This is a genomic window from Rhodococcus oryzae, from assembly GCF_005049235.1.
Lineage (GTDB): Bacteria > Actinomycetota > Actinomycetes > Mycobacteriales > Mycobacteriaceae > Rhodococcus_G > Rhodococcus_G oryzae.
On record NZ_SUMD01000004.1, the window covers coordinates 19746 to 43513 of the forward strand.

Here is a 23768-nt window from a genome sequence, read left to right on the forward strand (position 1 = left end):
GAGGCGACCGACAGCACGGGAGGTGACGCAATGACCCAGAACCTCGACCGGTCGCAGTCCGAGACCGGGACCCCGGCTGCCCCGCAGGAGGGGGCGGCGCCGGCGGTGCCCACCTCGGCGTCGCGGCGGGTACGGGCCCGGCTGGCGCGCCGGATGACCGGGCAGCGTAACGCCACGATCAAGCCGGTGCTCGAGCCGCTGGTCAGCGTGCACAAGGAGCTGTACCCCAAGGCGAACCTGGCGCCGCTGCAGCGCGCCTATGACGTCGCGGAGGAACGCCACTCCAGCCAGAAGCGCAAGTCCGGCGATCCCTACATCACGCATCCGCTGGCGGTGGCGAACATCCTCGCCGAGCTCGGCATGGACACCACTACCCTGGTCGCGGCCCTGCTGCACGACACGGTGGAGGACACCGGCTACTCGCTCGAGCAGCTCACCGAGGAGTTCGGTGAGGAGGTCGCGCATCTCGTCGACGGCGTCACCAAGCTCGACAAGGTCGTGCTCGGCAGCGCCGCGGAGGGCGAGACCATCCGCAAGATGATCATCGCGATGGCCCGCGACCCGCGGGTGCTGGTGATCAAGGTCGCCGACCGGCTGCACAACATGCGCACCATGCGCTTCCTGCCTCCCGAGAAGCAGGCGCGCAAGGCCAAGGAGACCCTGGAAGTCATTGCGCCGCTTGCGCATCGGCTGGGTATGGCCACGGTCAAGTGGGAACTCGAGGACCTCTCGTTCGCGATCCTGCACCCGAAGAAGTACGAGGAGATCGTGCGCCTCGTCGCGGACCGGGCGCCGTCGCGCGACACCTACCTGGCGAAGGTGCGGGCGGAGATCAACGCCACCCTCGCCGCGTCCCGGATCAACGCCGTCGTCGAGGGCAGGCCCAAGCACTACTGGTCGATCTACCAGAAGATGATCGTCAAGGGTCGCGACTTCGACGACATCCACGACCTGGTCGGCGTGCGGATCCTGTGCGACGAGATCCGGGACTGCTATGCCGCGGTCGGTGTCGTGCACTCGCTGTGGCAGCCGATGGCGGGCCGGTTCAAGGACTACATCGCGCAGCCCCGCTACGGGGTGTACCAGTCGTTGCACACGACGGTGGTGGGCCCGGAGGGCAAGCCGCTGGAGGTGCAGATCCGCACCAGGGACATGCACCGCACCGCGGAGTTCGGCATCGCCGCGCACTGGCGCTACAAGGAGACCAAGGGCAGGCACTCCGGTGACGCCGCCGAGGTCGACGACATGGCGTGGATGCGGCAGCTGCTCGACTGGCAGCGCGAGGCCGCGGATCCGGGGGAGTTCCTCGAATCGCTGCGCTACGACCTGGCGGTCAAGGAGATCTTCGTCTTCACCCCGAAGGGTGACGTCGTGACGCTGCCCGCCGGTTCGACACCGGTGGACTTCGCGTACGCGGTGCACACCGAGGTCGGACACCGGTGCATCGGTGCCCGGGTGAACGGCAGGCTCGTCGCGCTCGAGCGCACGCTCGAGAACGGTGAGGTCGTGGAGGTGTTCACCTCCAAGGCCGCGAACGCCGGTCCGAGCCGGGACTGGCAGGGCTTCGTCGTCTCGCCCCGGGCGAAGACGAAGATCCGCCAGTGGTTCGCCAAGGAGCGCCGCGAGGAGGCCCTCGAGGCGGGTAAGGACGCGATCGCCAAGGAGGTCCGCCGCGGCGGGCTGCCCCTGCAGCGCTTGCTCAGCTCCGAGTCGATGTCGGCCATCGCGCACGAGCTGCGCTACGTCGACGTGTCCGCGCTGTACACGGCCGTCGGCGAGCACAATGTGTCGGCTCAGCACGTGGTCCAGCGGTTGGTCGCGAATCTCGGCGGCGTCGAATCCGCCGAGGAGGAGCTGGCCGAGCGGTCGACGCCGTCGACCATCCCGATGCGCCAGCGCCGTACCACCGACGCCGGTGTGCTGGTGCCGGGCGCCACCGGCACGGTGGCCAAGCTCGCGAAGTGCTGCACCCCGGTGCCGGGCGACGAGATCATGGGCTTCGTGACCCGCGGCGGCGCGGTGAGCGTGCACCGCACCGACTGCACCAACGCCGGGTCGCTGCGCGAGCAGTCCGAGCGGATCATCGAGGTGCAGTGGGCGCCGTCGTCGTCCTCGGTGTTCCTGGTCGCGATCCAGATCGAGGCGCTGGACCGGCATCGGCTGCTCTCCGATGTGACCAAGGCGCTGGCTGACGAGAAGGTGAACATCCTGTCCGCGTCCGTGACCACCTCGGGTGACCGCGTCGCGATCAGCCGCTTCACCTTCGAGATGGGCGACCCGAAGCACCTCGGGCACGTGCTCAACGTGGTCCGCAACGTCGAGGGCGTCTACGACGTCTACCGGGTGACCTCGGCGGCATAGGCGGCTGCGCCGCCCGTGCGCGGTTGACGAGTCTCAGGACTCGTCAACCACGCACAGGTGCGAAGCGCCTAGCTGACCTTGACGGTCTCGATCTGCACCGGGGTGTTCGGCTTGCCGCCGCCCGCGGACATGGAGCCGTCGTCGCCATCCGCGGCGATCTTCTCGATGGTGGCCAGGCCCTCGTCGGTGATGGTGCCGAAGACGGTGTACTGCGGAGGCAGCACCGAGTCCTCGTAGACCAGGAAGAACTGGCTGCCGTTGGTGCCGCCGGGACCCGAGTTGGCCATCGCGATCGTGCCGCGCGGGTAGAGCATGCCCTCCTGGGCGGCCGGATCGCCCTCGGCGAAGGCCGTGGTCGGGTACTCGTTGGCGAAGCGGTAGCCGGGGCCGCCGTTTCCGGCGCCCGAGGGATCGCCGCACTGCAGCACCTGCAGGCCCGGGCTGGTCACCAGCCGATGGCAGGGCGTGTCGTCGAAGTAGCCCTGCTCGGTCAGGCTGACGAAGCTGTTGACCGTGCACGGCGCCTCGGCGCGGTCCAGGGTGAGGCCGATCGGGCCCTGCGTGGTCGCCATCGCGACGCCGACGGTGCCCGCGGTGGAGACGCCATCGGTGCTCGGCGGTTGGACCTGCTTGGACGCCTGGCCTGCGGGCGCGTAGGTGCAGGACACGGTGGCCGACGCCGGCGCGGCCGGGGCGGGCAGCGCCGGGTACGCGGACAGGTCCGGCGCCTCGCTCTGCTGGCTGGCCAGCGTGCGCGTCGTCGGTGGGGTCGAGGAGCTGTCGTCGCTCGAGCAGGCGCTCGACGCCAGCAGCAGGCCGATGCCTGCCACGGCCAGCACGCCCCGCCGGACGTTCACCGGGGCCCTCATGCCGCCACGCTCGCGGTCGTGATCTTGATCGGGAGGTTCGGCTTGCCGCCACCCGCGGACATCGAACCGTCGTCGCCCGCCGCCGCGACCTTCTCGATCGTCGCCAGGCCCTCGTCGGAGATGGTGCCGAACACCGTGTACATCGGGGGCAGCGGTGAGTCGTCGTAGACCAGGAAGAACTGGCTGCCGTTGCTGCCGGGCTGGCCGGTGTTCGCCATCGCGATGGTGCCCCGCGGGTAGGTGACGGGCTCGCCGAGGTTCGGGTCGTCGGGGTTGTACTGATCGGTCGGGAACTCGTTCTCGTATCCGTAGCCCGGGCCGCCGGTACCCATTCCGGTCGGGTCGCCGCACTGCAGGATCTTCAGCCCGGTGGTGCTCAGGCGGTGGCACGGGGTGTCGTTGAGGTAGCCCTGCTGCACGAGGCTGACCATGCTGTTGACGGTGCAGGGCGACTTCGCGCGGTCGAGCGTGAGCCCGATCGGGCCCTGGTCGCTGTCGAGGTTCACCGCGACGGTGCCCTCCGCGGACACCCCGGTTGCTGCGGGGAGGTTCGCGGGCTTGGCCGGCGGCGTGCCGTCCGGCGTGTAGCCGCAGTCGACCGTCGCGGGCAGCGCCTGGGAGCGGCCGGCAGGCATGACACCCGGAGTCGGCGAGTCCGCCGCGGACGTCGAGGTGTCCGAGGCCTCGGAGGCATCCTCGTCACTGGTCAGGGAGTAGATGAAGGCGCCTGCGGCGACCACGAGTACGACCCCGAGGGCGGAGGCCCCGATGGTCATCTGCTTGCGCTTGCGGGCCCGCTCGGCTCGGTGCTCGAGTTGCCGTTCCAGCTTTCGCTTGGCGGCCTGGCGTCGCTGCTCATTGGTCGGCACTGCTGCATACCTCTTCTCCTCGGGCGAAGCCTCGGGCATTGTCTCGGGCGAAGTCTGGGGCTCGCGATACTGGCTTCGTCTGGTCGCTGAGTGAGTCTGCCATCTGATCCTGAGAAGAGGCCGCATAGGCTGTATCCGGTCCTCACCCCGGACCGACACCCACGTCATTAGGAGCGATCGCCGTGCTCGTCACCGGATTCCCGGCCGGAGCGTTTCAGACGAACTGCTACATCCTCGCGCAGGACGGCGCGAGCGAGTGCATCGTCGTCGATCCAGGTCAGAACGCGGCCGAGCCGCTCTTCGAGTTCCTCGCGCAGTCGTCGCTGACGCCGACGGCGGTGCTGCTCACCCACGGGCACCTCGACCACACCTGGTCGGTCGAACCGGTCTGCGAGAAGTTCGGCATCCCGGCCTATATCCACCCCGAGGACCGCTACATGCTCAGCGACCCGCTGCGGGGGACCGGGCCCGCGCTGGCCTCGATGCTGGGGGACGCGGAGTTCCACGAGCCGCGGGAGGTGATCGAACTGGCCGACGGCGACGTCCTCGAGCTGGCCGGGATGTCGCTGACCGTGGATCACACCCCGGGCCACACGCAGGGGTCGGTGGTGCTCCGGACGGTGGCGACGACACATGACCCGAGGCTCCGCCCGAGAGGCGACGACGGACCGGTGCAGATCGCGCTGACCGGCGACACCCTGTTCGCCGGGTCCGTCGGCCGTAGCGACCTGCCGGGTGGCGATCACGAGCAGTTGCTCCGGTCGATCGCAGCGAAGCTGTTGGTGCTCGCCGACGAGACGGCGGTGCTGCCGGGTCACGGCGGGTCGACCTCGATCGGGCAGGAACGGGCGTCCAACCCGTTCCTGGTCGGACTGGCCGGATCCAGGTAGGGGCTCGTGTTTTCGGATAGGAGAGACTAGACCCGTGAGCAAGCCCAGTAACACCGCATTCTCCGCCCCCAAGGGCGTTCCCGACTACGTGCCGCCCGCGTCCGCGGAGTTCGTCGCCGTCCGCGACGGACTGACCCGCGCCGCGCGGCTCGCGGGCTACGGCCACATCGAGCTGCCGATCTTCGAGGACACCGGGCTGTTCGCTCGCGGCGTCGGCGAGTCGACCGATGTGGTCAGCAAGGAGATGTACACCTTCGCCGACCGTGGCGACCGGTCGGTGACGCTGCGACCGGAGGGCACCGCGGGGGTGATGCGCGCGGTCATCGAGCACGCTCTCGACCGCGGCCAGCTCCCGGTCAAGCTCAGCTACTCCGGTCCGTTCTTCCGCTACGAGCGACCGCAGGCGGGCCGGTACCGGCAGCTGCAGCAGGTGGGCGTCGAGGCCATCGGTGTCGACGACCCGGCGCTGGACGCCGAGGTGATCGCCATTGCCGACGCCGGCTTCCGCAGCCTCGGCCTCGAGGGCTTCCGGCTGGAGATCACCTCCCTCGGTGACGACAGCTGCCGCCCCCAGTATCGGGAGCTGTTGCAGGAGTTCCTGTTCGGCCTCGATCTGGACGAGGACACCCGGCGGCGCGCGGAGATCAACCCGCTCCGGGTGCTCGACGACAAGCGTCCGCACATCAAGGAGATGACCGCGGGCGCCCCACTGATGCTCGACCACCTCTCGGAGGAGGCCAAGGCGCACTTCGACGAGGTGCTCGCGCACCTGGACGCGCTCGGGGTGCCGTACGTGGTGAACCCGCGGATGGTGCGCGGCCTGGACTACTACACGAAGACCACCTTCGAGTTCGTGCACGACGGCCTCGGCGCCCAGTCCGGTATCGGCGGTGGCGGCCGCTACGACGGCCTGATGGAGCAGCTCGGCGGGCAGCCGCTGTCGGGCATCGGTTTCGGGCTCGGCGTCGACCGCACCGTGCTTGCGCTGGCGGCCGAGGGTAAGACCGTCGGCAGCCCGGCGCGCTGCGAGGTGTTCGGGGTTCCCCTCGGCGACGAGGCGAAGGCCCAGATGGTCGTGATCGCGGCGCGGCTGCGTGCGGCCGGTATCCGGGTCGACATGGCCTACGGCGGCCGCGGCGTCAAGGGCGCGATGAAGGCCGCGGATCGCTCGGGGGCCAAGCTCGCTCTCGTCCTCGGCGAGCGGGACATCGCGGACGGCGTGATCGGGGTCAAGGACCTCGCGACGGGCGACCAGCGCCAGGTCCAGCTCGGCGAGGCGGTCACCGAGGTCGGGGCGATCCTTGCCGACGGGTGACCCCGCCGGGTCGGTTTCCCTCGACCTCATTCCGTCGTCGCTGATCGCGCCCCGGCTGCGCAAGGTTGCGTTGTTCGCGATCGTGCTCGGCGTGGTCGTCGCGGTGGGCGTCGGCTTCTTCGCCTCGGTCGGGCTGGCGGTGCTCGTCGGCGCGATCATCGCGGTGCCGACCGCGCTGTCGGCGCTGCTGACCATGCGTCGGCGGATCTGGTTGACGGGCACCACGATCCACGCCCGCAACGGCCTGCGAACCAGGTCGGTGGACGCGAGCCGGGCGGTGAGCGCGGAGGTGGTGGTGCGCGTCGCACGGGTCAGTCAGGTCGGCGTCCGGATCGGCGACGGCAACGCGCTGGTCTCGATCCCGCTGGCGCTGTACACCGACGACGGCGGTCGCGAACTCGACCTGCTCGGGCTGCGCTCGCTTGCCGATGCGCTGACCGCGGGCGAGCTGGCTCCGGCGGTGGCCGTCGCCTCTGTCCTGATCGGTCAGCTGCGCGCCGAGGCGCGCGGCGCCGGGCTGGAGGAGCGGCCGCTCTACCGGGCGGTGCGGACCGCGCGCGAGGCGGGCCGCGTTCCGCAGACCGTTCTCACCGACCACGAGGTCGCCGGGCTGGCAGACTGATCGGGTGATGTCCGCTCCCGAGTCGACCCGCCGCAGGCGCCGCCCGATGGTCTGGATCGTTGCCGCCCTGGCCGCGCTCGCCGTCGTCGTGGTCGGGGTGCTCTGGGCGGCACCGACCCGCTATCTGCCATGGGACACCACCGATTTCCCGGCGGTCGACCTGGCGGCGCTGTCGCCGGAGCAGGCGCGGGTCGTCACGCTCCTCGAGGAGGAGCACCGGAGCCAGCGGCCGGGGACCTTCTACGCCGAGGGGGTCGAGGAACCCTGGTGCGCGGATTTCGTGAGCTGGATCATGCGGGAGGCCCAGCAGCCGCTGTCGAACCCGAACTCCGGTCACTGGCGGATTCCCGGGGTCTACACACTGCAGGCGTACTACGAATCGCAGGGGCGGTTCGAGCCGGTCGGCGGCGGCTACCGTCCGACGGTCGGTGACGTGGTGCTCTACAACAACCGCAGCTGGGTCGGCCAGCACACCAACATCGTGGTCGCGGTCGACGGCGACACCGCAACGACGGTGGGTGGCAACGAGTTCGGCCGGATCCGGGTGCACACGCTCGATTGGTCGAGCGACTCCGCGGTGGTCGGCTTCGGCCGGCTCGCTTCCTGACCGGTCACGTCACCGCGGGATGCCTTGAGTGTGGCGCCGCCGGGGTCGGGGGTCACGGCGGCGCCACACGTCATTCGTACAGCAGCGCCGCGCCAATCGGAAGTGTTGATCCTCGAAATGGGGGAACAACTAGGGGGTTGGTCGCGATTAGGGGAATCGCAACGCGGCGCGGATGCGGGCGGCATGGTCGGCGGCCTCTGTGTCGTCGGTGTAGCGGGTGCGGGGCCAGAAGAAGCCGCGCAGCCCGTCGCCCTTGGTGCGCGGCACGATGTGCACGTGCAGGTGCGGAACGCTCTGCGAGACCACGTTGTTCATCGCGACGAACGAGCCCTGCGCGCCGAGCCCGGTGACCATGGCCTCCGAAAGGCGTTGCGCGACCGTGAACAGCGGGGAGACCAGCTCGGTCGGGAGCTCGGGCAGGGTGGCGACGTGGAGCCGCGGCACCAGCAGCACGTGGCCCTTGAACACCGGGCGGTGGTCGAGGAACGCGACGGTGTCGGCGTCCTCGAACACGACATGGGACCCGGACGGGTCGGCGACCACGTCGCAGAAGCCGCAGTCGGTACTCATGCGGACCGGGTCGAGGCCAGCAGTCGCTCGGCCTGCGCCCGAAGGGATTCGGCGTCGTGCCAGCCCAGCACCCGCAGGCCGGCCTCGGCCAGCAGTGCCGGCGACTGCTCGCCGGTGCCGGTGCCGCCGCCCTCGGCGTCGCTGCGCTCGTTGATCACCGTTTCCACGATCCGGAAGGGCAGGCCCGCGCGGGACTCGTCGTCGGTTCCGAGCTCCTCGAGGACCCCGGCCGCGAACTCGCGGTACCGTCGGCGCAGCTGCTGGCGTTCCTCCCGGAACCGGGAGAACCGCTCGGTGCGCAGCTCGGGCAGCAGGTATAGGGCGCCGAGGTTCCACCGGCCCGCCATCAACTGGCCGCTGTCGAACAGGAGCAATGCGTACAACCGCACCGCCGCGGGCTCCGACGTCGCCGCGAGCCGGTTGGCCAGGTCCAGCGGGGCAGTGACGGTCTGCTCGAGCAGGGCCGCCAGGATGTCGTCCTTGGTCGCGAAGTGGTGGTACAGCGACGCCTGCCGCACACCGACCATCTCGGCGATCTGCCGGGTGGAGGTGGACGCGAAGCCCTTGGTGGTGAACAGTTCCGCCGCGGCGTCGAGGATCTCGGCCTGTGCGGTGGGGCCGGGCCTGCGCTGCTTCGTGAGGCGGGGTCGTCCGGGGCCGGCGTTGGTCACGCTTCCATCCTGTCAGTACGCGGGGCGATAGCGCGATGGAAGATCGCGCCACGTGTCGTTTCGAGCGTGCCGCCGATCGTCTTCATTAGAGGAACGATCTACACCTGACGTTCCTCGACGTCTACGTTGGAACGTGGACGGTTATCACCTCTACCACGCCACCCGCGCCGACCTGCAGCGCGAACTGGGCCACCAGCCCAGGCCCGGGCCAGCGACCGCCGCGCCCTCGAGCTGACAGCCAATCCCGCCGAACAAGCCGCACTCCACCAGAGGATGCACGGAGAGGAGACCACCATGTCTGACATCACTCAGCTGCATCACGCGCTCGTTGCCCGTGTCATGGACGGCGACGGGACGGCGCCGCCGGAGCTGCGCCGAGCCGCCTTCGACAATGCCGGCCTCGGTGAACCGATGCGCGCCTTGATCGAGAAGGTGGCCGATCACGCCTACAAGGTGACTGACGAGGACGTCGCCGCCGCCCGGGGTGCGGGCCTGAGCGAGGACCAGATCTTCGAGATCGTGGTGTGCGCCGCTATCGGCCAGGAGAGCCGGCAGTACGACAGCGCGCTCGCGGCGCTGGCCGGCGCCACGGGATAAGGGGGCGAGCGATGCGGCTCGACATCCTCGATCGGGGCCACCGTCCGCGCGCCAAGGCCTTGATGGCGCTCATTCGGCTGGTGTCTCGCCAGCCGGTGGTCGACGCGGTCAAGCTGGCGCTCTACCGCCCTGACTTCTATGGCGGGGGTCCTCTCACTCACGAGGCGATGCGCGGACCATCGGAGTGGTCGATCGGCGATCGCGAGCTGATGGCGGCGTTCGTCTCACAGGTCAACGAGTGCCCGTTCTGCGTCGCCGCGCACTCGGCCACCTCGACCCAGTGGTACGGCGACCACGCGAGGGTTGCCGCCACGCTCGCCGATGTGGAGACGGCACCGATCGAGGAGCCGCTCCGGGCAACGCTTCGCCTGCTCGGCGCGCTCACGCGGGAGCAGAGCATCGATGAGGACGATGTACGCGCCGCGTTGGCCGCGTCCGTTTCCCCTCGGCAGATCGAGGACGCCCTGGCCGTGTGCCTGGCCTTCAACATCACCGACCGCCTCGCCAACGCCTTCGACTTCAGCGTCGCGAGCCCAGAAGCCATGAATGCCGGTGCCCGGCATCTCTTGTCGCGCGGTTACCGCTAGGCGCTCCCGGTAGGTTCCAGCGCAGAGTGAGGGGGCGGAATGAACGTGGGGCGTCAGACGATCCTGAGTACCGAGCGAGTGAGGCTGACCACCTGGCTCCCATCAGACCTTCAGGATCTGGCCGAGCTGCACGCAGACCCGGTCACGATGCGGTTCATCGGCCACGGGCGTCCCGAAACTGTGGACGAGGCTTGCTCGAGGATCGTCGAGTACCGCAACGAGCAAGGCCACAGAGGTTGGACCAAATGGCGCGTGGAAGACAACGACGGAGACATGATCGGCCGGGCCGGCTTCGGCGAGAGCGATGCCGGCCGCGAGTTGGCATATGCCTTGCGTCCAGACCATTGGAACCGTGGCCTCGCCACTGAAATCGCCGAGGCCTTGGTTCGCTGGCACCTCGAACATCCGCCCGTCGGTCCAGCTTCAAGCAGCCTCTGTGCGTACGTCGAGGTCGGAAACCAAGCGAGCGTGCGTGTGCTCGAGAAGGTCGGCTTCACCTTCGTGGACAGACGCTTCTACAAGGGTGTTACCTGCGACTTCTTTCAGTTTCCCGCTGCGAGCCGATCGCGAACCGTTTGACATTCGGATTCAGGGCACGGGTCGGAAGTGCTTCGTCCCACGGTGGACTTCCGCGACGGTCGCGACGGCTCTAGCGGGCCCGTTCCCCCACATGGTCGTCGACGACTACTGATCGCTCTGCCTCGGTCCGCGGTTGGGTGACCGTAACCGCAGACGCACCAGGGCAGCCACGACCAGGACAGCGACGCCGGCGAGAGCAAACCCCCACCACGCCTGCGCGCCAATGTCATCGACACCGACTGGGTTCGTTTGTGGATCTGGCGCTTGCGGTGACCCGTAGACGGTCACTGCGGCTTCTCGGGTCCGGTCATTGTTCGAATTGGTTGTGGCTGAGCAACTGTTGACCGACCAGGGTGCGCCATTGGTCTCGTATGTGGACGTGAAGACGAGGTATTCGGTGCCGATCTCGAAGCCGCGCCCGCATGCCGCGCTCTGCACGCTCGACGACACCACCGTCGAAGCGCCGACGTCGCCCTCGAACACCTCACGGACCTTGAACTCGTAGAACTCTGTTTGGTCTTCGGCACGCTTTGACGTCGCAGTCCCGGTGAAGACTGACGCGGCATGCGAGACCTGCTCGACGATCTGAGGACCGTCGGGCGCGTAGGCGCACGAGCAGGCAGAAGCCACTCCAGGAGTGGACAACGGCAGCGCTCCCGTCAGGCCAACCACCGCGAGTATCGACAGCAACCACCGCACAACGCCCCCCCCGTTTAGATCCGCACGCCGCGCCGACCCGACCGATGCTAGACCTGCGGTATCAGAAAGCGTCAGCTATTGCGATGTTGCTACTTCCAGGTCCACCAGGATGCCGGCCTCTCGGATCCACGGGCCGTCCGGCGGTGGCACCATCGGGCTTCCCCATTCCCGCGCGTCTGGCGGCATGGGGACCATCGGCACCAAGCCGTCCAGGAAGCCGGTTTGGCCGTCGCGCAAGGGCCCGAGCGAGTCGGTCCATCCTTCGGTGTGTCTGCCTTCCGCATCCGGTGAGCTGGTGCGAGTGATCAGCTGGCAGCGGGTTACCGTTCCGGCGACCCGGGCATCGGACGGAATCACCCCGGGCCAGTCGGCTTCGAACGACCCGACGAGGTGCACTGTGCCCTCGTAGAGATGGCGCGACAGGAAGTAGGCAGTCCAATCATCTCCATGCAGTAGCAACGAGTACGTCCCGGGGTGGACCCGACCGTATGGGTCGGTCCATTCCACCGACAATCTGCCTTCGTTGAGCGGTTCGACCAGCGCCACAACGTCATTAGAGGTCTCTGGGTGGATCCATGGTTCGGCTCGGTAGAACTGGAGCGCGTAGTCGACGTGGTCGCCTACCTGCGGGATATCGATTGTCCCGTCCATGATCAGATCCTCGGGCACGATGATCCTCAACGTCGTCACCACATCATTCTGCCTGGTCATGGGGATGGTGGATCGGGACATCTGCGTCCGCCGGGGCGCTCGGTGCAAGGGGATCCGAGACCAGCGCGCGGTGGAAGATCGGGATCAGCGGACGGGGGGAGGGCTCGCCGGAGCGACGGAACGGCGCCGAGTCCCGCGAGCCATCTGTCCAATCGCGGACGCTCACCGAGGACAGATCGAGCCGAAACGGGGTCCGCGCCGCCAACTGGTGCAGGAACAGCGTCGCGGTCCGGCCGTTGCCCTCGCGGAAGGGGTGCGCGTGATTGAGGGTGGCGTAGATCCGCGCGAGCGCGAAGGCGAGCGCGCCCCGGTCGGGTGTCGACCAGTCGGCGTCGGCGACGTACCCCTCGACGAGGCCGAGGTAGTCGTCGATGGCGGGGACCGGGGCGAACTCGTTGCCGCCCTTCGTGATGTCGACGATCCGGGTCTGCCCGGCCCAGGCGAACACGTCGCCGAACACGTGCTGGTGCAGCTCGCGCAGGTGGGTGCCGTCGAAGCCGGAGCCGACATCGGGACGTCGGTCGTGCACCTGGAGGATCCGAACGGCGGTCGCGGTGAACTCGATCGAACGCAGCGCGGCGCCGTCCCGGTAGTCGAAGTTGTTCCGCAGCACCCGGGTTCCGGGCACCAGGTAAGGGTGACGCCGCAGGAACAGCCGTCGACGCGGCGGCACGGCGACGCGGAAGGTGTCGGCCTCGGCGCGGCAGTTCACCAGGTAGCTGCCGATGGTGAGCTCGCGGCGCAACACGGCGACGAGATCCGCGATCTGATCGGCGCGCGGCTCCCAGCCCTCGAGGCACTCGGCGGCGACCGTCTGGTCCACCGCGCGCGTCTGCCGTTCGTCGAGCCGGGCGAACAGCGTCGGCCAGCGCTCCGAGGCGTTCACGCGCCCGGGCCCGCGTAGGCGAGTTTGCGTTGCACACCGGCGATCTCGCGGACGGCGTTCGCGAGCAGACTGCGGTAGAGCGGGGTGAGCGAGGCGATGGTGAGCTCGTCGGTGACCGGTAGCCCCTGTTCGAGCTGCTCGCACTGGTGGCGCAGCCGGATCTGCTGCAGGACGTCGAAGGATTCCGCCAGGATCCGGGCGTCGTCGTCCGGTAGGAGCCCGGTGTCCGCCGCGGCCTGCAGGCGCGCAGGGGTCGATCCGGCGCCCAGACCGGCGGCCAGGCCCGCCCAGCGTGCGATGTTGACGATCGGCATCACACCCTGCGACTTCAGGTTCACCGAATCGGTCCGTCGGGTGAGGACCTGGCGCAGCGAGTGGATGCGGACCTTGTCCTCGACCGCCTCGCGGAGCAGGAGCTTCATCGCCGAGGGGGTGGCCCTGGTCCTGGCCGAGACCTGTGCGGACAGGCCCAGCGCGTCGTCACCCCACGTGACCCGGCTGTCGGCGAGCAGGGAGATCATCAGGACGCCCTTGTCCTCGTACGGGTCCGCGATCCACTGGTCCGCGGCGCGCATCCAGGCCCCGGCGGGCCGCGCGAAACGCGGTCGCGCGGCGGTGGCCCCCTTCTCGTCGGACGGGAAGCCGCACCGGTCGAGCAGGCGGTGCACCCGCGCGGCGGTGGCCATCAGTTCCGTCTCGGTGTCCGGCCGCTGGTCGTCGTCTGCCCACACCAGGGCACTGTCGACATCGGAGCCGGGCATCGCCTCGCGGCGGGCGACGCTGCCGAGCGAGAGCCAGGTGAGCGGTGTCCGGCCGGACCGCGCGGACCCGGTCTCCAGGTGCAGGGCCCGAGCGGCGGCTGCGTCCACGATCACCGAGAGGATCGCGGAGACGTCCAGCGGAGCGACCCTCGCCCGCCAGAGACCGAGCACCAGCTCGGGTACCTGGGCGGTCGCCGCGATCAGCGCATCCGGGGTGGCGGCCCTGGCCACGGCGGCGCGGAGCAGGAACCCGCTGCGGGTCGCGGTGGCCAGCAGGTCGCCGTCCTCGAGGACGCCGAGCAGTGCGCCCGTCTCGGACAGCACCGGCATGTGCCGCACCCCCCGCTCGAGCATGTCCATCAGGACATCCGCGCCGAGACGGTCCGCGGGAACGGTGCGTGCGGGTGCGGTCATCACGGCCGAGACCGGGGTGTGGGTGCCGAGCCCGGCGGCCACCACCCGCCGACGCAGGTCGCCGTCGGTGAAGATTCCGTGAGAACCCCCGGCCAGCGGGATGAGGACGTAGCGCCTGCCCTCCCGGGTCATCAGCTCGGCCGCCTCGCGCGCGGTGCTCTCGGGCGCACAGGTCAGCGCGGGGCCGCGCAGCAGCTCGCCGGCCCGGCGCATCGCCGGGTCACGAACGACCAGCGGGGCGGGTCCGCCGCCACCGTCCTTGTTCTGCACGGCTCTCATGGGCACATCCTTCCAGGACTCGGTGTTCCGACGCCGCAGGCGGCGGCGGTGAGCAGTTCGCAATGTCTGCGTAACGAATGACATTGAGACGCAACGGAAAGCCCGAACCTCGAAACGTGCGGGACACCCATGCGAGCTGGTCGAACGGAAAACTATCAACTGACAGATACTCCGCCGCCCCGCCTCGCAGGAGAGCCCATGACGACCGTCGCATCTCAGTCCCAGGACCACGACGACCTGGCGGAATTCGGGTACGAACAACAGCTGCACCGGTCGCTGGGCAAATTCGCCTCCTTCGCGGCCGGCTTTTCCTTCGTCTCGATCCTGACCACGATCTTTCAGCTGTTCGGTCTCGGCTTCAGCTTCGCCGGACCCGCCTTCTTCTGGACCTGGCCGTGCGTGTTCATCGGCCAGTTCATGGTGGCCCTCTGCTTCGCCGAACTCGCCGCCCGCTACCCGATCTCCGGCGCGATCTACCAGTGGTCGCGGCGAATGGGCGGCGAGCTCGTCGGGTGGTTCGCCGGCTGGTTCATGATCCTGGCCCAGATCGTCACGGCGTCCGCCGCGGCCATCGCGCTCCAGGTCGTGTTGCCGACGGTCTGGAGCGGCTTCCAGATCGTCGGTGAGGACAGCGCCCTGACCTCGCCGAGCGGCGCCGCGAACGCGGTCCTACTGGGTTCGGTGCTGCTGGTGCTGACCACCACGATCAACTGCATCGGCGTCAACTGGATGTCGCGGATCAACAACATCGGCGTCACCTGCGAGATCATCGGCGTGATCGCCGTGGTCGGGATGTTCTTCACCCACGCCCAGCGCGGGCCCGACGTCGTGTTCGACACGGGCGAGGCGGGCACCCAGCCGGGGTACATCTGGGCCTGGATCGTCTCCGGGCTGATGGCCGCCTACGTGATGGTCGGGTTCGGCTCCGCGGGCGAACTCGCGGAAGAGACCCGCAACCCTCGCCGGGTCGCGCCCCGCACCATCCGGCTCGCGCTCTCGGTCTCCGCCATCGGCGGCGGACTGATGATCGTCGGCGCACTGATGGCGGCGCCGAGCCTCACCGACGGCCGCCTCGCCACCGAGGGCCTGCCGTACGTGCTGACCTCGATCCTCTCCTCGCCCTGGGGGACGCTGCTGCTGATCGACGTCGCCATCGCGGTGTTCGTGTGCACCCTCGCCATCCAGACCGCGGCCTCGCGGCTGATGTTCTCGATGGCCCGCGACGGCCGACTGCCCGCCTCGTCGGTGCTGGCCCGGGTCAACCCCCGCACCGGGACCCCGATCGCGCCCTCCGTCCTGATCGGCCTGCTGTGCGTGGCGGTGCTGGCCGTCAACGTCGGCAACTCCGCGATCTTCACCACCCTCTCGAGCGTGTGCATCGTGCTGATCTACCTGGCCTACCTCATGGTGACCGTGCCGTTGCTGGTGCGCAGGCTCAGCGGCTGGCCGACCGGCGGGCCGCAGGTGGACGCGGAGGGCCGCCCGCTGTTCTCGCTCGGGAAGTTCGGGATCCCCGTCAACATCGCGGCCGTCCTCTACGGCGCGCTGATGGTGGTCAACCTCTCTTGGCCGCGCGCCGAGATCTTCAACCCGACAGGCGAATTCCCCCTCCTGCAGTGGGCCGCGCCGCTCACCGTCGCGGCGGTGGTGCTCATCGGAGCCTTCTGCTACCCGCGCGGCAAGACCGTACCGAACCCCGTCACGATCGGAGCCTGACAGTGACCGCAACCAACACCACGACCGCTGCCCGTGCGCACGCCCGCGCACAGGCGGGCGAGATCACCGATTCGATGCCGGTGCTGCCGCCATCCCGGTGGCCCAGCCCGCCGGATGGTGTCGCCGCCGAACGCCTGACCTGGGCGGAGACCGTGCCGGGTGGCCGCTACACCTCGAAGGTGCTGGCCCGCGGCACCAGGCTGCGGCTGCGCGACCTCGCCGGCGCGGCCTGCGCAAACGTGCTGCTGTACCGCGCCGACGCGCCATGGGAACGGCTCAACGCGGCCGACACGGTGAAGGTGCCCTGGCAGGCCTACCTCGGTACCGGGCATCCGCTGCTCTCCGATCAGGGGCGGGTCCTGGCCACGATCGTCGCCGACACCGCGGGGCGGCACGACGCCTTCTGCGGCACCAGCAGCCTGGCCGACAACCTCGCACGGTACGGAGAGGGCGCCGCGCACTCGGGCGCACCGGCGGGCCGGGAGCTGCTGACCCTCGCCGCCGCCAAGCACGGCCTTACCCCTCGCGACCTGCCGCCCGCGCTGAGCTTCTTCCACGGCGTCCGGGTCGAGGCGGACGGTGCCTTGACCAGCACCGGGAACGCGGGGGCCGGAGCGGAACTCGAGCTGCTGATCCACCTGCCGGCGATCGTGCTCATCGCGAACACCGCGCACCCGCTCGACCCGGCGCCGACGTACCAGACCACCTCCCTCGAGGTGCTCGCGTGGGAGGCGGTGGCCGATCTCGGCGCCCTGACCAACGAGGACCCCGAGTACCGGCGGGCTGTCCTCAACAGCGAGGACGCCTGGGCAGCCGCACAGTTCGGAAAGGACGCAAAATGACCTCCACCCTCGACAACCTCGCCCTCGTCCCTGGCGCCGTCGTCCTCGACGAGACCGTCGGCGCCCGCGGACCGTGGTCGGCGGTCGTTCGCGCGGGCGAGGTGCTGACCATCGTCGACCTGCACGGAAACCAGGCCGTGGACAGCCTCTTCTACGCCGCCGACGACCACGCCGTGCGGTACTCGGCCGCGGCGACCGTTGCCGCGCAACGCAACCTCTTCCTCACCACGGGTAGCGTGCTGCGCGCCGACGATTCGAGCGCGCTGATGACGATTGTCGCGGACGAGGTCGGCAACCACGACACCGTCGGCGGCGCCTGCTCGCAGGAATCGAACACGCTGCGCTACGGCCACCACACCAAGCACCAGCACGCCTGCGTGGAGAACTTCCTGGCCGAGGGCGCGAAATGGGGCCTGGGAAAACGCGATCTGGTCTCCAACATCAACTTCTTCATGAACGTGCCGGTCGACGCCGACGGCACCCTCGGGATCGTCGACGGGTTGTCTGCGCCCGGCAAGCGGCTGGCGCTGCGGGCCGAGGTGGACACCCTGGTGCTGGTCTCGAACTGCCCGCAGATCAACAACCCGTGCAACGGCTTCGACCCGACCGAGGTCCGGATGATCGTCACCCGGCCGACCGGGGACAACCGGTGAACGCCGTCACCGTCCAGCGGCCGGGAATGCTGACGGCGGTGCAGGACTGGCCCGGTCGGGTGGGGTACTGGCAGATCGGGGTGCCGCCGTCGGGGCCGATGGACGACCTGTCCTTCCGGCTCGGGAACGTCGCGCTCGGCAACGACGAGGGCGCACCCGGCCTCGAATGCACCATGGCAGGCCCCGCCCTGCGGTTCACGGAGGCGACGACGGTCTGCGTGACAGGCGCGCCGACGGTCGTCACGGTCGACGGGCGGCCCGTCGCGTCCTGGCAGTCGGTCGCCGTGCCCGCTGGCGGCGTCCTCGACGTGGGCGCGGTCAGCGGTCCCGGCCTGCGGATCTACGTCCTGGTACGGGGTGGACTGACCGTGCCGGACTACCTCGGCAGCGCCGCGACCTTCACCCTGGGGCGGTTCGGCGGCCACGAGGGCCGGACCCTACGCGAGGGGGACGTGCTCGTCGCTGGTGGCGGTGCGTCGAACCCGGCTGTCGCCCAACCCGTTCCGATGGAGCACCGGCCGGTCATCGGGGGCCACTGGGAGATCGCGGTCACCGAGGGGCCGCACGGGGCGCCGGAGTTCTTCACCAGGGAGGACATCGACACCCTGCTGGCCACCGACTACGAGGTGCATTTCAACTCCGATCGCACCGGCGTCCGGCTGATCGGCCCGAAGCCGGACTGGGCGCGCACCGACGGCGGCGAGGCGGGACTGCATCCGTCCAACATCCACGACAACGCCTACTCGGTCGGGGCGCTCGATTTCACCGGCGACACACCGATCCTTCTCGGGCCCGACGGCCCCAGCCTCGGCGGTTTCGTCTGCCCGGTCACCGTCGTGGCCGCGGAACGGTGGAAGCTCGGCCAGCTCAGCCCGGGGGACACCATCCGGTTCGTCCCCATCCGCGCGGCCCACGCCGCGTCGAGAAGCGAACTGGGACTGGGCCGCAGGGCCAGCCTGTCGACGGTCTTCGGGCGGGGCGGCGACGGGGACGACGGGGTGATCGCCAGGCGGGACGGGGCCACCCAGGTCACCTACCGGCGCTCCGGCAACGACAACGTGCTCGTCGAGTACGGCGACATGAGCCTGGATCTGGCCCTGCGCGCGCGGGCACACGCCCTGCACCAGAGGCTCGAGGCGGAGAAGCCGGCGGGCCTGCTCGACCTGACCCCCGGCATCCGGTCGCTCCAGGTCCGCGTCGACCCCGACGTGCTGCCGGTCCCGAAACTGATGGGCCTGCTCGCCGAGGCCGAGGACCAGCTCCCCGACGCCTCGGAACTGGTGGTGCCCAGCCGCGAGGTCCGGATGCCCCTGTCCTGGGACGACCCCTCCACCCGCGAGGCGATCAAGCGGTACATGCACGGCGTCCGGGCCGACGCGCCCTGGTGCCCATGGAACATCGAGTTCATCCGGCGGATGAACGGTCTGGAGTCGGTGAACGACGTCTTCGAGACCGTCTTCGGTGCGCAGTACCTGGTCCTCGGGCTGGGCGATGTCTACCTCGGCGCGCCGGTGGCCACCCCGCTCGACCCGAGGCACCGGCTGGTCACCACCAAGTACAACCCGGCCAGGACCTGGACGCCGGAGAACGCTGTCGGGATCGGCGGCGCGTACCTGTGCATCTACGGGATGGAGGGCCCGGGCGGCTACCAGTTCGTCGGTCGCACCACCCAGGTATGGAATCACCGGCACCCCCAGCGGTCGGGGCCGTTCGAGGAAGGCACCCCCTGGCTGCTGCGTTTCTTCGACCGGATCAGTTGGTACCCAGTCGAACCCGACGAGCTGCTGGAGCTGCGCGCCGAGACGGCCGCAGGCGGAGCGGGCGGGGTCCAGATCGTCGACGGCAGTTTCTCGCTCGCCGAGCACGACCGGTTCCTCGCGGACAACTCCGAGTCGATCGACTCGTTCCGGGCCACCCAGGCCCGGGCGTTCGGGGCCGAACGCGAGGCCTGGTCCGCGGCGGGGGAGTTCGCCAAGACCGAGACAAAGGAGGTGGCAGCATGACGGCGGTGGAGCGGGTCCGGGCGGCGTATCGCGCGATCGAGGCGGCCGACCGGCCGGAGATCTGGATTCACCTGCGCCCCGAGTCGGAGGTGTTGGCGGAGGCGGAGGCGGTGGACCGGCGCGCCGACGCACCGCCGTTGCGCGGCACGGTGCTGGCGGTCAAGGACAACGTCGACGTGGCGGGGATGCCGACCACGGCCGCCTGCCCGGAGTTCGCCTTCCTGCCGGAGTCGGACGCCGAGTCGGTTGCCGCCCTGCGGGAGGCGGGCGCGGTGGTGATCGGGAAGACGAACCTCGACCAGTTCGCGACCGGTCTCGTCGGTACCAGGAGCCCGTACGGAGCGGTGCGCGATTCCCTTCGCCCCGAGTACATCTCGGGCGGCTCCAGCTCGGGCTCCGCGGTGGCGGTCGCGCTCGGCCTGGTGGACCTCGCGGTCGGCACCGACACCGCCGGATCGGGGCGGGTGCCCGCCGCCCTGCAGGGGATCGTCGGGATCAAACCGACCTACGGGGTCGTCTCCGCCGAGGGCGTCGTGCCCGCGTGCGCGTCCTACGACTGCGTGACGATCTTCGCGCCCGACCTGCACGGTGCGTCGCGGGCGATGGCCGTGCTCGCCGCGGGCGCGCCTGGCCGCGCCTGGCCCGCGCACGTTCGGCTGGCCGCGCCGCCGCGGCCGCGGGTGGCCGTGCCGCGCGAGCTGCCGGGCCTCGACGCCGACTGGGCGGCGGCGTTCGGCGCGGCGGTCCGCGCGCTGGCCGAATCCGGCGCCGAGATCGTGGAGATCGATCTCGACCCGTTCCTGGCCGCTGCCAGGTTCCTCTACGACGGGGCGCTGGTGGCGGAGAGGTACGCGGCAGTCGGGGAGTTCGTGGATTCGCGGCCCGGCGCCGTCGATCCCACCGTCCGGGCGATCGTCTCGCCTGCGGGCGGGATCGAGGCGCATCGGCTGATCGCCGACCGGAGCCGCCTGCAGCAGCTGCGCGCGACTGCGATGGCGCGGTTGGAGGGCATCGACGCCCTGATGATCCCCACCGCGCCCGAGCATCCGACCATCGCCGAGGTCGCGGCCGACCCGATCGGGGTGAACTCGCGGATGGGGACCTACACCAACTTCTGCAACCTCTTCGATCTGTGCGCGGTGGCGGTGCCCGCCGGGACGGCGGGACCCGCACACTTCGGGGTGACCGTGCTCGCGCGTGCCTTCGAGGACGCGGTCGCGGCGGACATCGCGGGGATGGTGAGCGGATCGGTGGTCGAGGGGTGGACCGCAGCGGCGGCTCCGTCGGTCGAACTGGCGGTGTTCGGCGCCCACCTGCTCGGCCAACCGCTCGAGCACCAGCTCACCGGGCTGGGCGCGCGCTGGCTCGGGCCCGTGTGGACCGCGCCGAACTACCGCCTCACGGCCCTGGACACCGTGCCCCGCAAGCCCGGACTGATCCGGGTGGCCGACGGCGGGGTGTCGATCGCGGGGGAGAAGTGGTTGCTCTCCCCGGCCGCGCTCGGGCGTTTCCTCGCCGAGCTGCCGACACCGATGCAGCTCGGCGCCGTCGAGTTCGACGACGGGACCTGGGGGACCGGCTTCGGCTGCGATCACGCCGCGGCGGCGCGCGGCCGCGACATCAGTGGGTACGGCGGCTGGAAGGCGGCGCTGGCAGCGGGCGCGCTCGGCTGAGGGGCCGATGTTCTCGGGCTCTCGACGGGTGGCCGCGCGCCTGCAATGGTTGAGGTGTGACTCGAGGAGGTGTGAGCATGATGGACGTGAAGCAGTGGTCGGTGGGCGTCGTCATCGACGAGCACGACGGCCGAACGCGGGCCAAGGCACGGCTGAGCGCGAGCGAGAAGCCTGAGATGGTCGGTGTCGGGTTGGCGAGGCTCAACCCGGAGGACGCCGATGTCCCCGCGATCGGCGACGAACTGGCGACAGCGCGTGCACTGGCGGACCTGTCCCACCAATTGATCGAGGCCACCGCGGCCGATATCGAGGAGGTCACCAAGCAGCCGTCGAATCTCTACAGCTAGGCATGAGCCGCAACCTGTTCGGCCCCACCCAGCCGAACACCGGCAGCACCGCACGCGACCATCTCGCGAACGAGCGGACCTATCTCGCGTGGCATCGCACCGGTATCAGCGTCGCCGCGCTCGGTGTCGCGGTCGCGAAGTTCGCCCCGAACCGCGGCGGCCACGCCGTCGCCGCCGGGTTCATCCTGATCGGCGCCGGACTGCTGGTGTCCGCCTACGGCACCCTTCGCTACCGGGCCATCAGCCGGCAGATCGAGTCGGGGGAGTTCGCGCCGGCGACCTTTGCCGCAATCGCGACATCGACTGTCGTGACGGTGCTCGCGGTGCTCGCCGTGGCGGTCCTGCTATGAGTCGGCCGCGACGCAGCGGAACCCGATGTGACTCATCCCGGTGTCGATCATCTGCGGCCTCCTGGCCGCGGGCCGATACCGTCGGCAGTAGCTGTCCGCGCACAGGAACGAGCCGCCCTTGATCACCTTGCGGGGAACCCCGAACTGGGGCTGGCGGGGGTCGAAGCTCTCCGACCGGCCGGGCCCTCGCGGGTTGCGGGGGGCGCAGCACGACTCCGTCGTGTCGGGGTGCCGGTCCGAATACCAGTCCGCGGTCCATTCCCAGACATTGCCCGCCATGTCACAGAGGCCGTACTCGTTGGGCGGGTAGCTGCCGACGGCGGTGGTGGCGCCGTATCCCGCCTCGGCGCGCCACGGGAAGTCGCCGTGCCAGTAGTTCGCCAGCGGACGGGATTCGGCTTCGGGCTCGTCGCCCCAGGTGAAGTCGGTGCCGTCGAGGCCGCCCCGCGCCGCGGCCTCCCATTGCGCCTCGGTGGGCAGCGACCGGCCCGCCCACCGTGCGTACGCTTCCGCGTCCTCGTGCGCGACATGGATGACGGGATGCTGTTCCAGGCCGGCCGTGGACGACCCGGGGCCCATCGGGTGCTGCCACGACGCACCGACCGTCCAGGTCCACCACTGGCTCAGGTGGCGGAGGTCGACGGGACCCGGCGTCGGCGTGAACACCATCGAGCCCGGTTGCAGGTTCTCGGCGGGAGCCCCGGGGAACTCCGCGGGATCGAGCGGGCGTTCGGCGACCGTGACGTAGCCGGTGTCCCGCGTGAAGCGCGCGAACTGCGCGTTGGTGACCTGGTGGGTCTCGATGGCGAAGGCGTCGACCGCGACGCGATGCGCCGGGCCTTCCTCCTGGTAGTGCCGATCCGAGCCCATGGTGAAGGTCTGGGCGGGGATGCGCCGGACCTCGGAGACGATCTGGGTTTCCAACGAAGCCTTGCCTTTCCTACTGCCTGATCAGGTGACGGCCGACGAGAAGACGTTCGTCCAGTCGTTCTTCATGCTCACTACGGTCCAGTTCTTCTCTCGTGCGTGATCGAGGGCCTGCTCGGCTCCGGCGACATAGTCGAATTCGCGGTCGGCGTCGTCGTGCAGGATCAATGCCCGCAGAGACGGGCGGTCCGGCTGACCGGAGAAGGCGAGCATCGGCAGGTCGCCGTTGGAGTTGCCGACCGACAGGATCGGCCGTCGTCCGATCCGGCTCCAGATCCGGATCGGCTTCTCCGGTCCGTCGTCGAAGAAGTCCATCGCGGCCTTGTAGAGCAGGTCCGTCGCCTCCGCCCCCTCCCGGTACGAGAGGCCGAGGGCGCTGCCGATGATGCGTTCCGGCGGCACCCCGTACAGCTCGCCTGCGACCGGGCGCATGAAATCCCGATCACCGCCGGACGCGATGTAGTTCGCGAAACCGTTTGCCTCCAGGTAGCGCAGGAGTTCGACCATCGGCGCGTACCCGCAGCCCCGGTAGGGGCGGCCGAGCGTGGGGTGGTCGGCGCCGGCGAAGAAGGCCCGGACCCGAGCGTCGTAGTTCTCGACCGTGACGGAATCGAATGCCTCGGTGACGGCGCCCATCAGCAGTTTCAGGTCGCCGTCGTCGCCGTTGTAGTGCTTGACCATCGCCGCACCGAGCCACTGGAGGTCGTGCTCGTGGGCCGCCTTCCAGGGTTGCCTCTCCTGGAGGGCGGGATCGCCTGCCGCGATCTCGGCGAAGCGCCGGACGGTGAAGTCGAGCTGGATGGGCATCGGCTTCTCGCACCAGAGCGTGCCGTCGTTGTCGAAGACGGCCACCCGGTCCGCGGGTTCGACGAAGTCGGGTCCGTCCGCGGTGGTGACCCGCTCGACGAAATCGACGATCGCGGACCGGGTCGCCCCGTCCGCCCAGGACGCCAGGTGTGTACCCATGGAC

The 23768-nt window shown here is 69.8% G+C and carries 25 protein-coding genes; 15 read left to right on the plus strand and 10 right to left on the minus strand.

The window, feature by feature from the left end:
- Positions 1-30: 30 nt before the first annotated feature.
- Positions 31-2361 (plus strand): RelA/SpoT family protein, encoded by a 2331-nt coding sequence (locus FCG67_RS09115; RefSeq protein ID WP_136909135.1) that lies wholly within the window; start codon positions 31-33, stop codon positions 2359-2361.
- Between the two features lie 68 nt (positions 2362-2429).
- Here the strand turns inward: FCG67_RS09115 and FCG67_RS09120 are convergent, their stop codons facing one another.
- On the minus strand, positions 2430-3230 hold the full coding sequence (locus FCG67_RS09120; protein ID WP_136909137.1) for a peptidylprolyl isomerase: 801 nt from the start codon (positions 3228-3230) through the stop codon (positions 2430-2432).
- Positions 3227-4099 (minus strand): peptidylprolyl isomerase, encoded by an 873-nt coding sequence (locus FCG67_RS09125; RefSeq protein ID WP_136909139.1) that lies wholly within the window; start codon positions 4097-4099, stop codon positions 3227-3229. The genes FCG67_RS09120 and FCG67_RS09125 overlap by 4 nt, the downstream gene beginning before the upstream one ends.
- A gap of 182 nt (positions 4100-4281) precedes the next feature.
- On the opposite strand from FCG67_RS09125, the gene FCG67_RS09130 reads away from it, so the two are divergent.
- The 4 genes from FCG67_RS09130 to FCG67_RS09145 are packed head-to-tail and all read left to right on the plus strand — an operon-like array spanning position 4282 to position 7533.
- Positions 4282-4989 carry an MBL fold metallo-hydrolase gene (locus tag FCG67_RS09130; RefSeq protein WP_136909141.1) on the plus strand — a complete coding sequence of 236 codons (708 nt, stop codon included), beginning with the start codon at positions 4282-4284 and terminating at the stop codon, positions 4987-4989.
- Between the two features lie 34 nt (positions 4990-5023).
- Positions 5024-6304 (plus strand): histidine--tRNA ligase, encoded by a 1281-nt coding sequence (gene hisS / locus FCG67_RS09135; protein WP_136909143.1) that lies wholly within the window; start codon positions 5024-5026, stop codon positions 6302-6304.
- Positions 6291-6926 (plus strand): hypothetical protein, encoded by a 636-nt coding sequence (locus FCG67_RS09140; protein WP_136909145.1) that lies wholly within the window; start codon positions 6291-6293, stop codon positions 6924-6926. The genes hisS and FCG67_RS09140 overlap by 14 nt, the downstream gene beginning before the upstream one ends.
- Positions 6927-6933: 7 nt before the next feature.
- Complete coding sequence (locus tag FCG67_RS09145) at positions 6934-7533, plus strand: CHAP domain-containing protein (protein WP_136909147.1); 600 nt, start codon at positions 6934-6936, stop codon at positions 7531-7533.
- Positions 7534-7680: 147 nt separating this feature from the next.
- Here FCG67_RS09145 and FCG67_RS09150 read toward each other — a convergent pair whose 3' ends face one another.
- The gene (locus FCG67_RS09150) at positions 7681-8103 is read right to left on the minus strand and encodes an HIT family protein (protein ID WP_136909149.1); all 423 of its coding nucleotides are present in this window, start codon (positions 8101-8103) and stop codon (positions 7681-7683) included.
- The gene (locus FCG67_RS09155) at positions 8100-8774 is read right to left on the minus strand and encodes a TetR/AcrR family transcriptional regulator (protein WP_136909151.1); all 675 of its coding nucleotides are present in this window, start codon (positions 8772-8774) and stop codon (positions 8100-8102) included. The genes FCG67_RS09150 and FCG67_RS09155 overlap by 4 nt, the downstream gene beginning before the upstream one ends.
- A 294-nt stretch (positions 8775-9068) precedes the next feature.
- Between FCG67_RS09155 and FCG67_RS09160 the strand changes: the two genes are divergently transcribed.
- The 3 genes from FCG67_RS09160 to FCG67_RS09170 are packed head-to-tail and all read left to right on the plus strand — an operon-like array spanning position 9069 to position 10537.
- Complete coding sequence (locus FCG67_RS09160; protein WP_136909153.1) at positions 9069-9371, plus strand: carboxymuconolactone decarboxylase family protein; 303 nt, start codon at positions 9069-9071, stop codon at positions 9369-9371.
- A gap of 11 nt (positions 9372-9382) precedes the next feature.
- Positions 9383-9958 carry a carboxymuconolactone decarboxylase family protein gene (locus FCG67_RS09165; RefSeq protein ID WP_136909155.1) on the plus strand — a complete coding sequence of 192 codons (576 nt, stop codon included), beginning with the start codon at positions 9383-9385 and terminating at the stop codon, positions 9956-9958.
- Positions 9959-9997: 39 nt separating this feature from the next.
- Positions 9998-10537, plus strand: coding sequence for a GNAT family N-acetyltransferase (locus FCG67_RS09170; RefSeq protein WP_136909157.1), 540 nt, complete (start codon positions 9998-10000; stop codon positions 10535-10537).
- Between the two features lie 105 nt (positions 10538-10642).
- Here the strand turns inward: FCG67_RS09170 and FCG67_RS09175 are convergent, their stop codons facing one another.
- From FCG67_RS09175 to FCG67_RS09190, 4 genes are all read right to left on the minus strand, one after another.
- The gene (locus FCG67_RS09175; protein ID WP_136909159.1) at positions 10643-11167 is read right to left on the minus strand and encodes a hypothetical protein; all 525 of its coding nucleotides are present in this window, start codon (positions 11165-11167) and stop codon (positions 10643-10645) included.
- Positions 11168-11311: 144 nt separating this feature from the next.
- Positions 11312-11947: a hypothetical protein gene (locus FCG67_RS09180; RefSeq protein WP_246044961.1), complete on the minus strand. Its 636-nt coding sequence runs from the start codon at positions 11945-11947 to the stop codon at positions 11312-11314.
- Positions 11931-12833 (minus strand): Fic/DOC family protein, encoded by a 903-nt coding sequence (locus tag FCG67_RS09185; RefSeq protein ID WP_246044962.1) that lies wholly within the window; start codon positions 12831-12833, stop codon positions 11931-11933. Before FCG67_RS09185 ends, FCG67_RS09180 begins: the two co-directional genes overlap by 17 nt.
- Positions 12830-14287 (minus strand): putative nucleotidyltransferase substrate binding domain-containing protein, encoded by a 1458-nt coding sequence (locus FCG67_RS09190; protein ID WP_246044963.1) that lies wholly within the window; start codon positions 14285-14287, stop codon positions 12830-12832. The genes FCG67_RS09185 and FCG67_RS09190 overlap by 4 nt, the downstream gene beginning before the upstream one ends.
- A 198-nt stretch (positions 14288-14485) precedes the next feature.
- Between FCG67_RS09190 and FCG67_RS09195 the strand changes: the two genes are divergently transcribed.
- From FCG67_RS09195 to FCG67_RS09225, 7 genes are all read left to right on the plus strand, one after another.
- Positions 14486-16003, plus strand: coding sequence for an amino acid permease (locus FCG67_RS09195; RefSeq protein WP_136909161.1), 1518 nt, complete (start codon positions 14486-14488; stop codon positions 16001-16003).
- Entirely contained in the window at positions 16000-16845 is an 846-nt protein-coding gene (locus FCG67_RS09200; protein WP_246045004.1) for an urea amidolyase associated protein UAAP1, read from the plus strand. The genes FCG67_RS09195 and FCG67_RS09200 overlap by 4 nt, the downstream gene beginning before the upstream one ends.
- Positions 16842-17498 carry an urea amidolyase associated protein UAAP2 gene (locus FCG67_RS09205; RefSeq protein ID WP_136909163.1) on the plus strand — a complete coding sequence of 219 codons (657 nt, stop codon included), beginning with the start codon at positions 16842-16844 and terminating at the stop codon, positions 17496-17498. The genes FCG67_RS09200 and FCG67_RS09205 overlap by 4 nt, the downstream gene beginning before the upstream one ends.
- Positions 17499-17524: 26 nt before the next feature.
- Complete coding sequence (locus tag FCG67_RS09210; protein ID WP_425467818.1) at positions 17525-19501, plus strand: 5-oxoprolinase/urea amidolyase family protein; 1977 nt, start codon at positions 17525-17527, stop codon at positions 19499-19501.
- On the plus strand, positions 19498-21174 hold the full coding sequence (gene atzF, locus FCG67_RS09215) for an allophanate hydrolase (RefSeq protein ID WP_136909167.1): 1677 nt from the start codon (positions 19498-19500) through the stop codon (positions 21172-21174). Before FCG67_RS09210 ends, atzF begins: the two co-directional genes overlap by 4 nt.
- 80 nt (positions 21175-21254) lie before the next feature.
- Positions 21255-21521, plus strand: a complete 267-nt coding sequence (locus FCG67_RS09220) for a DUF1876 domain-containing protein (RefSeq protein ID WP_136909867.1) — start codon at positions 21255-21257, stop codon at positions 21519-21521.
- A 2-nt stretch (positions 21522-21523) separates the two neighbouring features.
- A complete protein-coding gene (locus FCG67_RS09225; protein WP_136909169.1) occupies positions 21524-21871 on the plus strand; it encodes a YidH family protein in 348 nt (115 codons plus the stop codon).
- Here FCG67_RS09225 and FCG67_RS09230 read toward each other — a convergent pair.
- Together FCG67_RS09230 and FCG67_RS09235 are read right to left on the minus strand one after the other, a co-directional pair.
- Positions 21866-22741, minus strand: coding sequence for a formylglycine-generating enzyme family protein (locus FCG67_RS09230; protein ID WP_246045005.1), 876 nt, complete (start codon positions 22739-22741; stop codon positions 21866-21868). The two genes, FCG67_RS09225 and FCG67_RS09230, sit on opposite strands and share 6 nt — an antisense overlap.
- 81 nt (positions 22742-22822) lie before the next feature.
- Entirely contained in the window at positions 22823-23764 is a 942-nt protein-coding gene (locus FCG67_RS09235) for an HAD family hydrolase (RefSeq protein WP_136909174.1), read from the minus strand.
- Between the last annotated feature and the right edge of the window lie 4 nt (positions 23765-23768).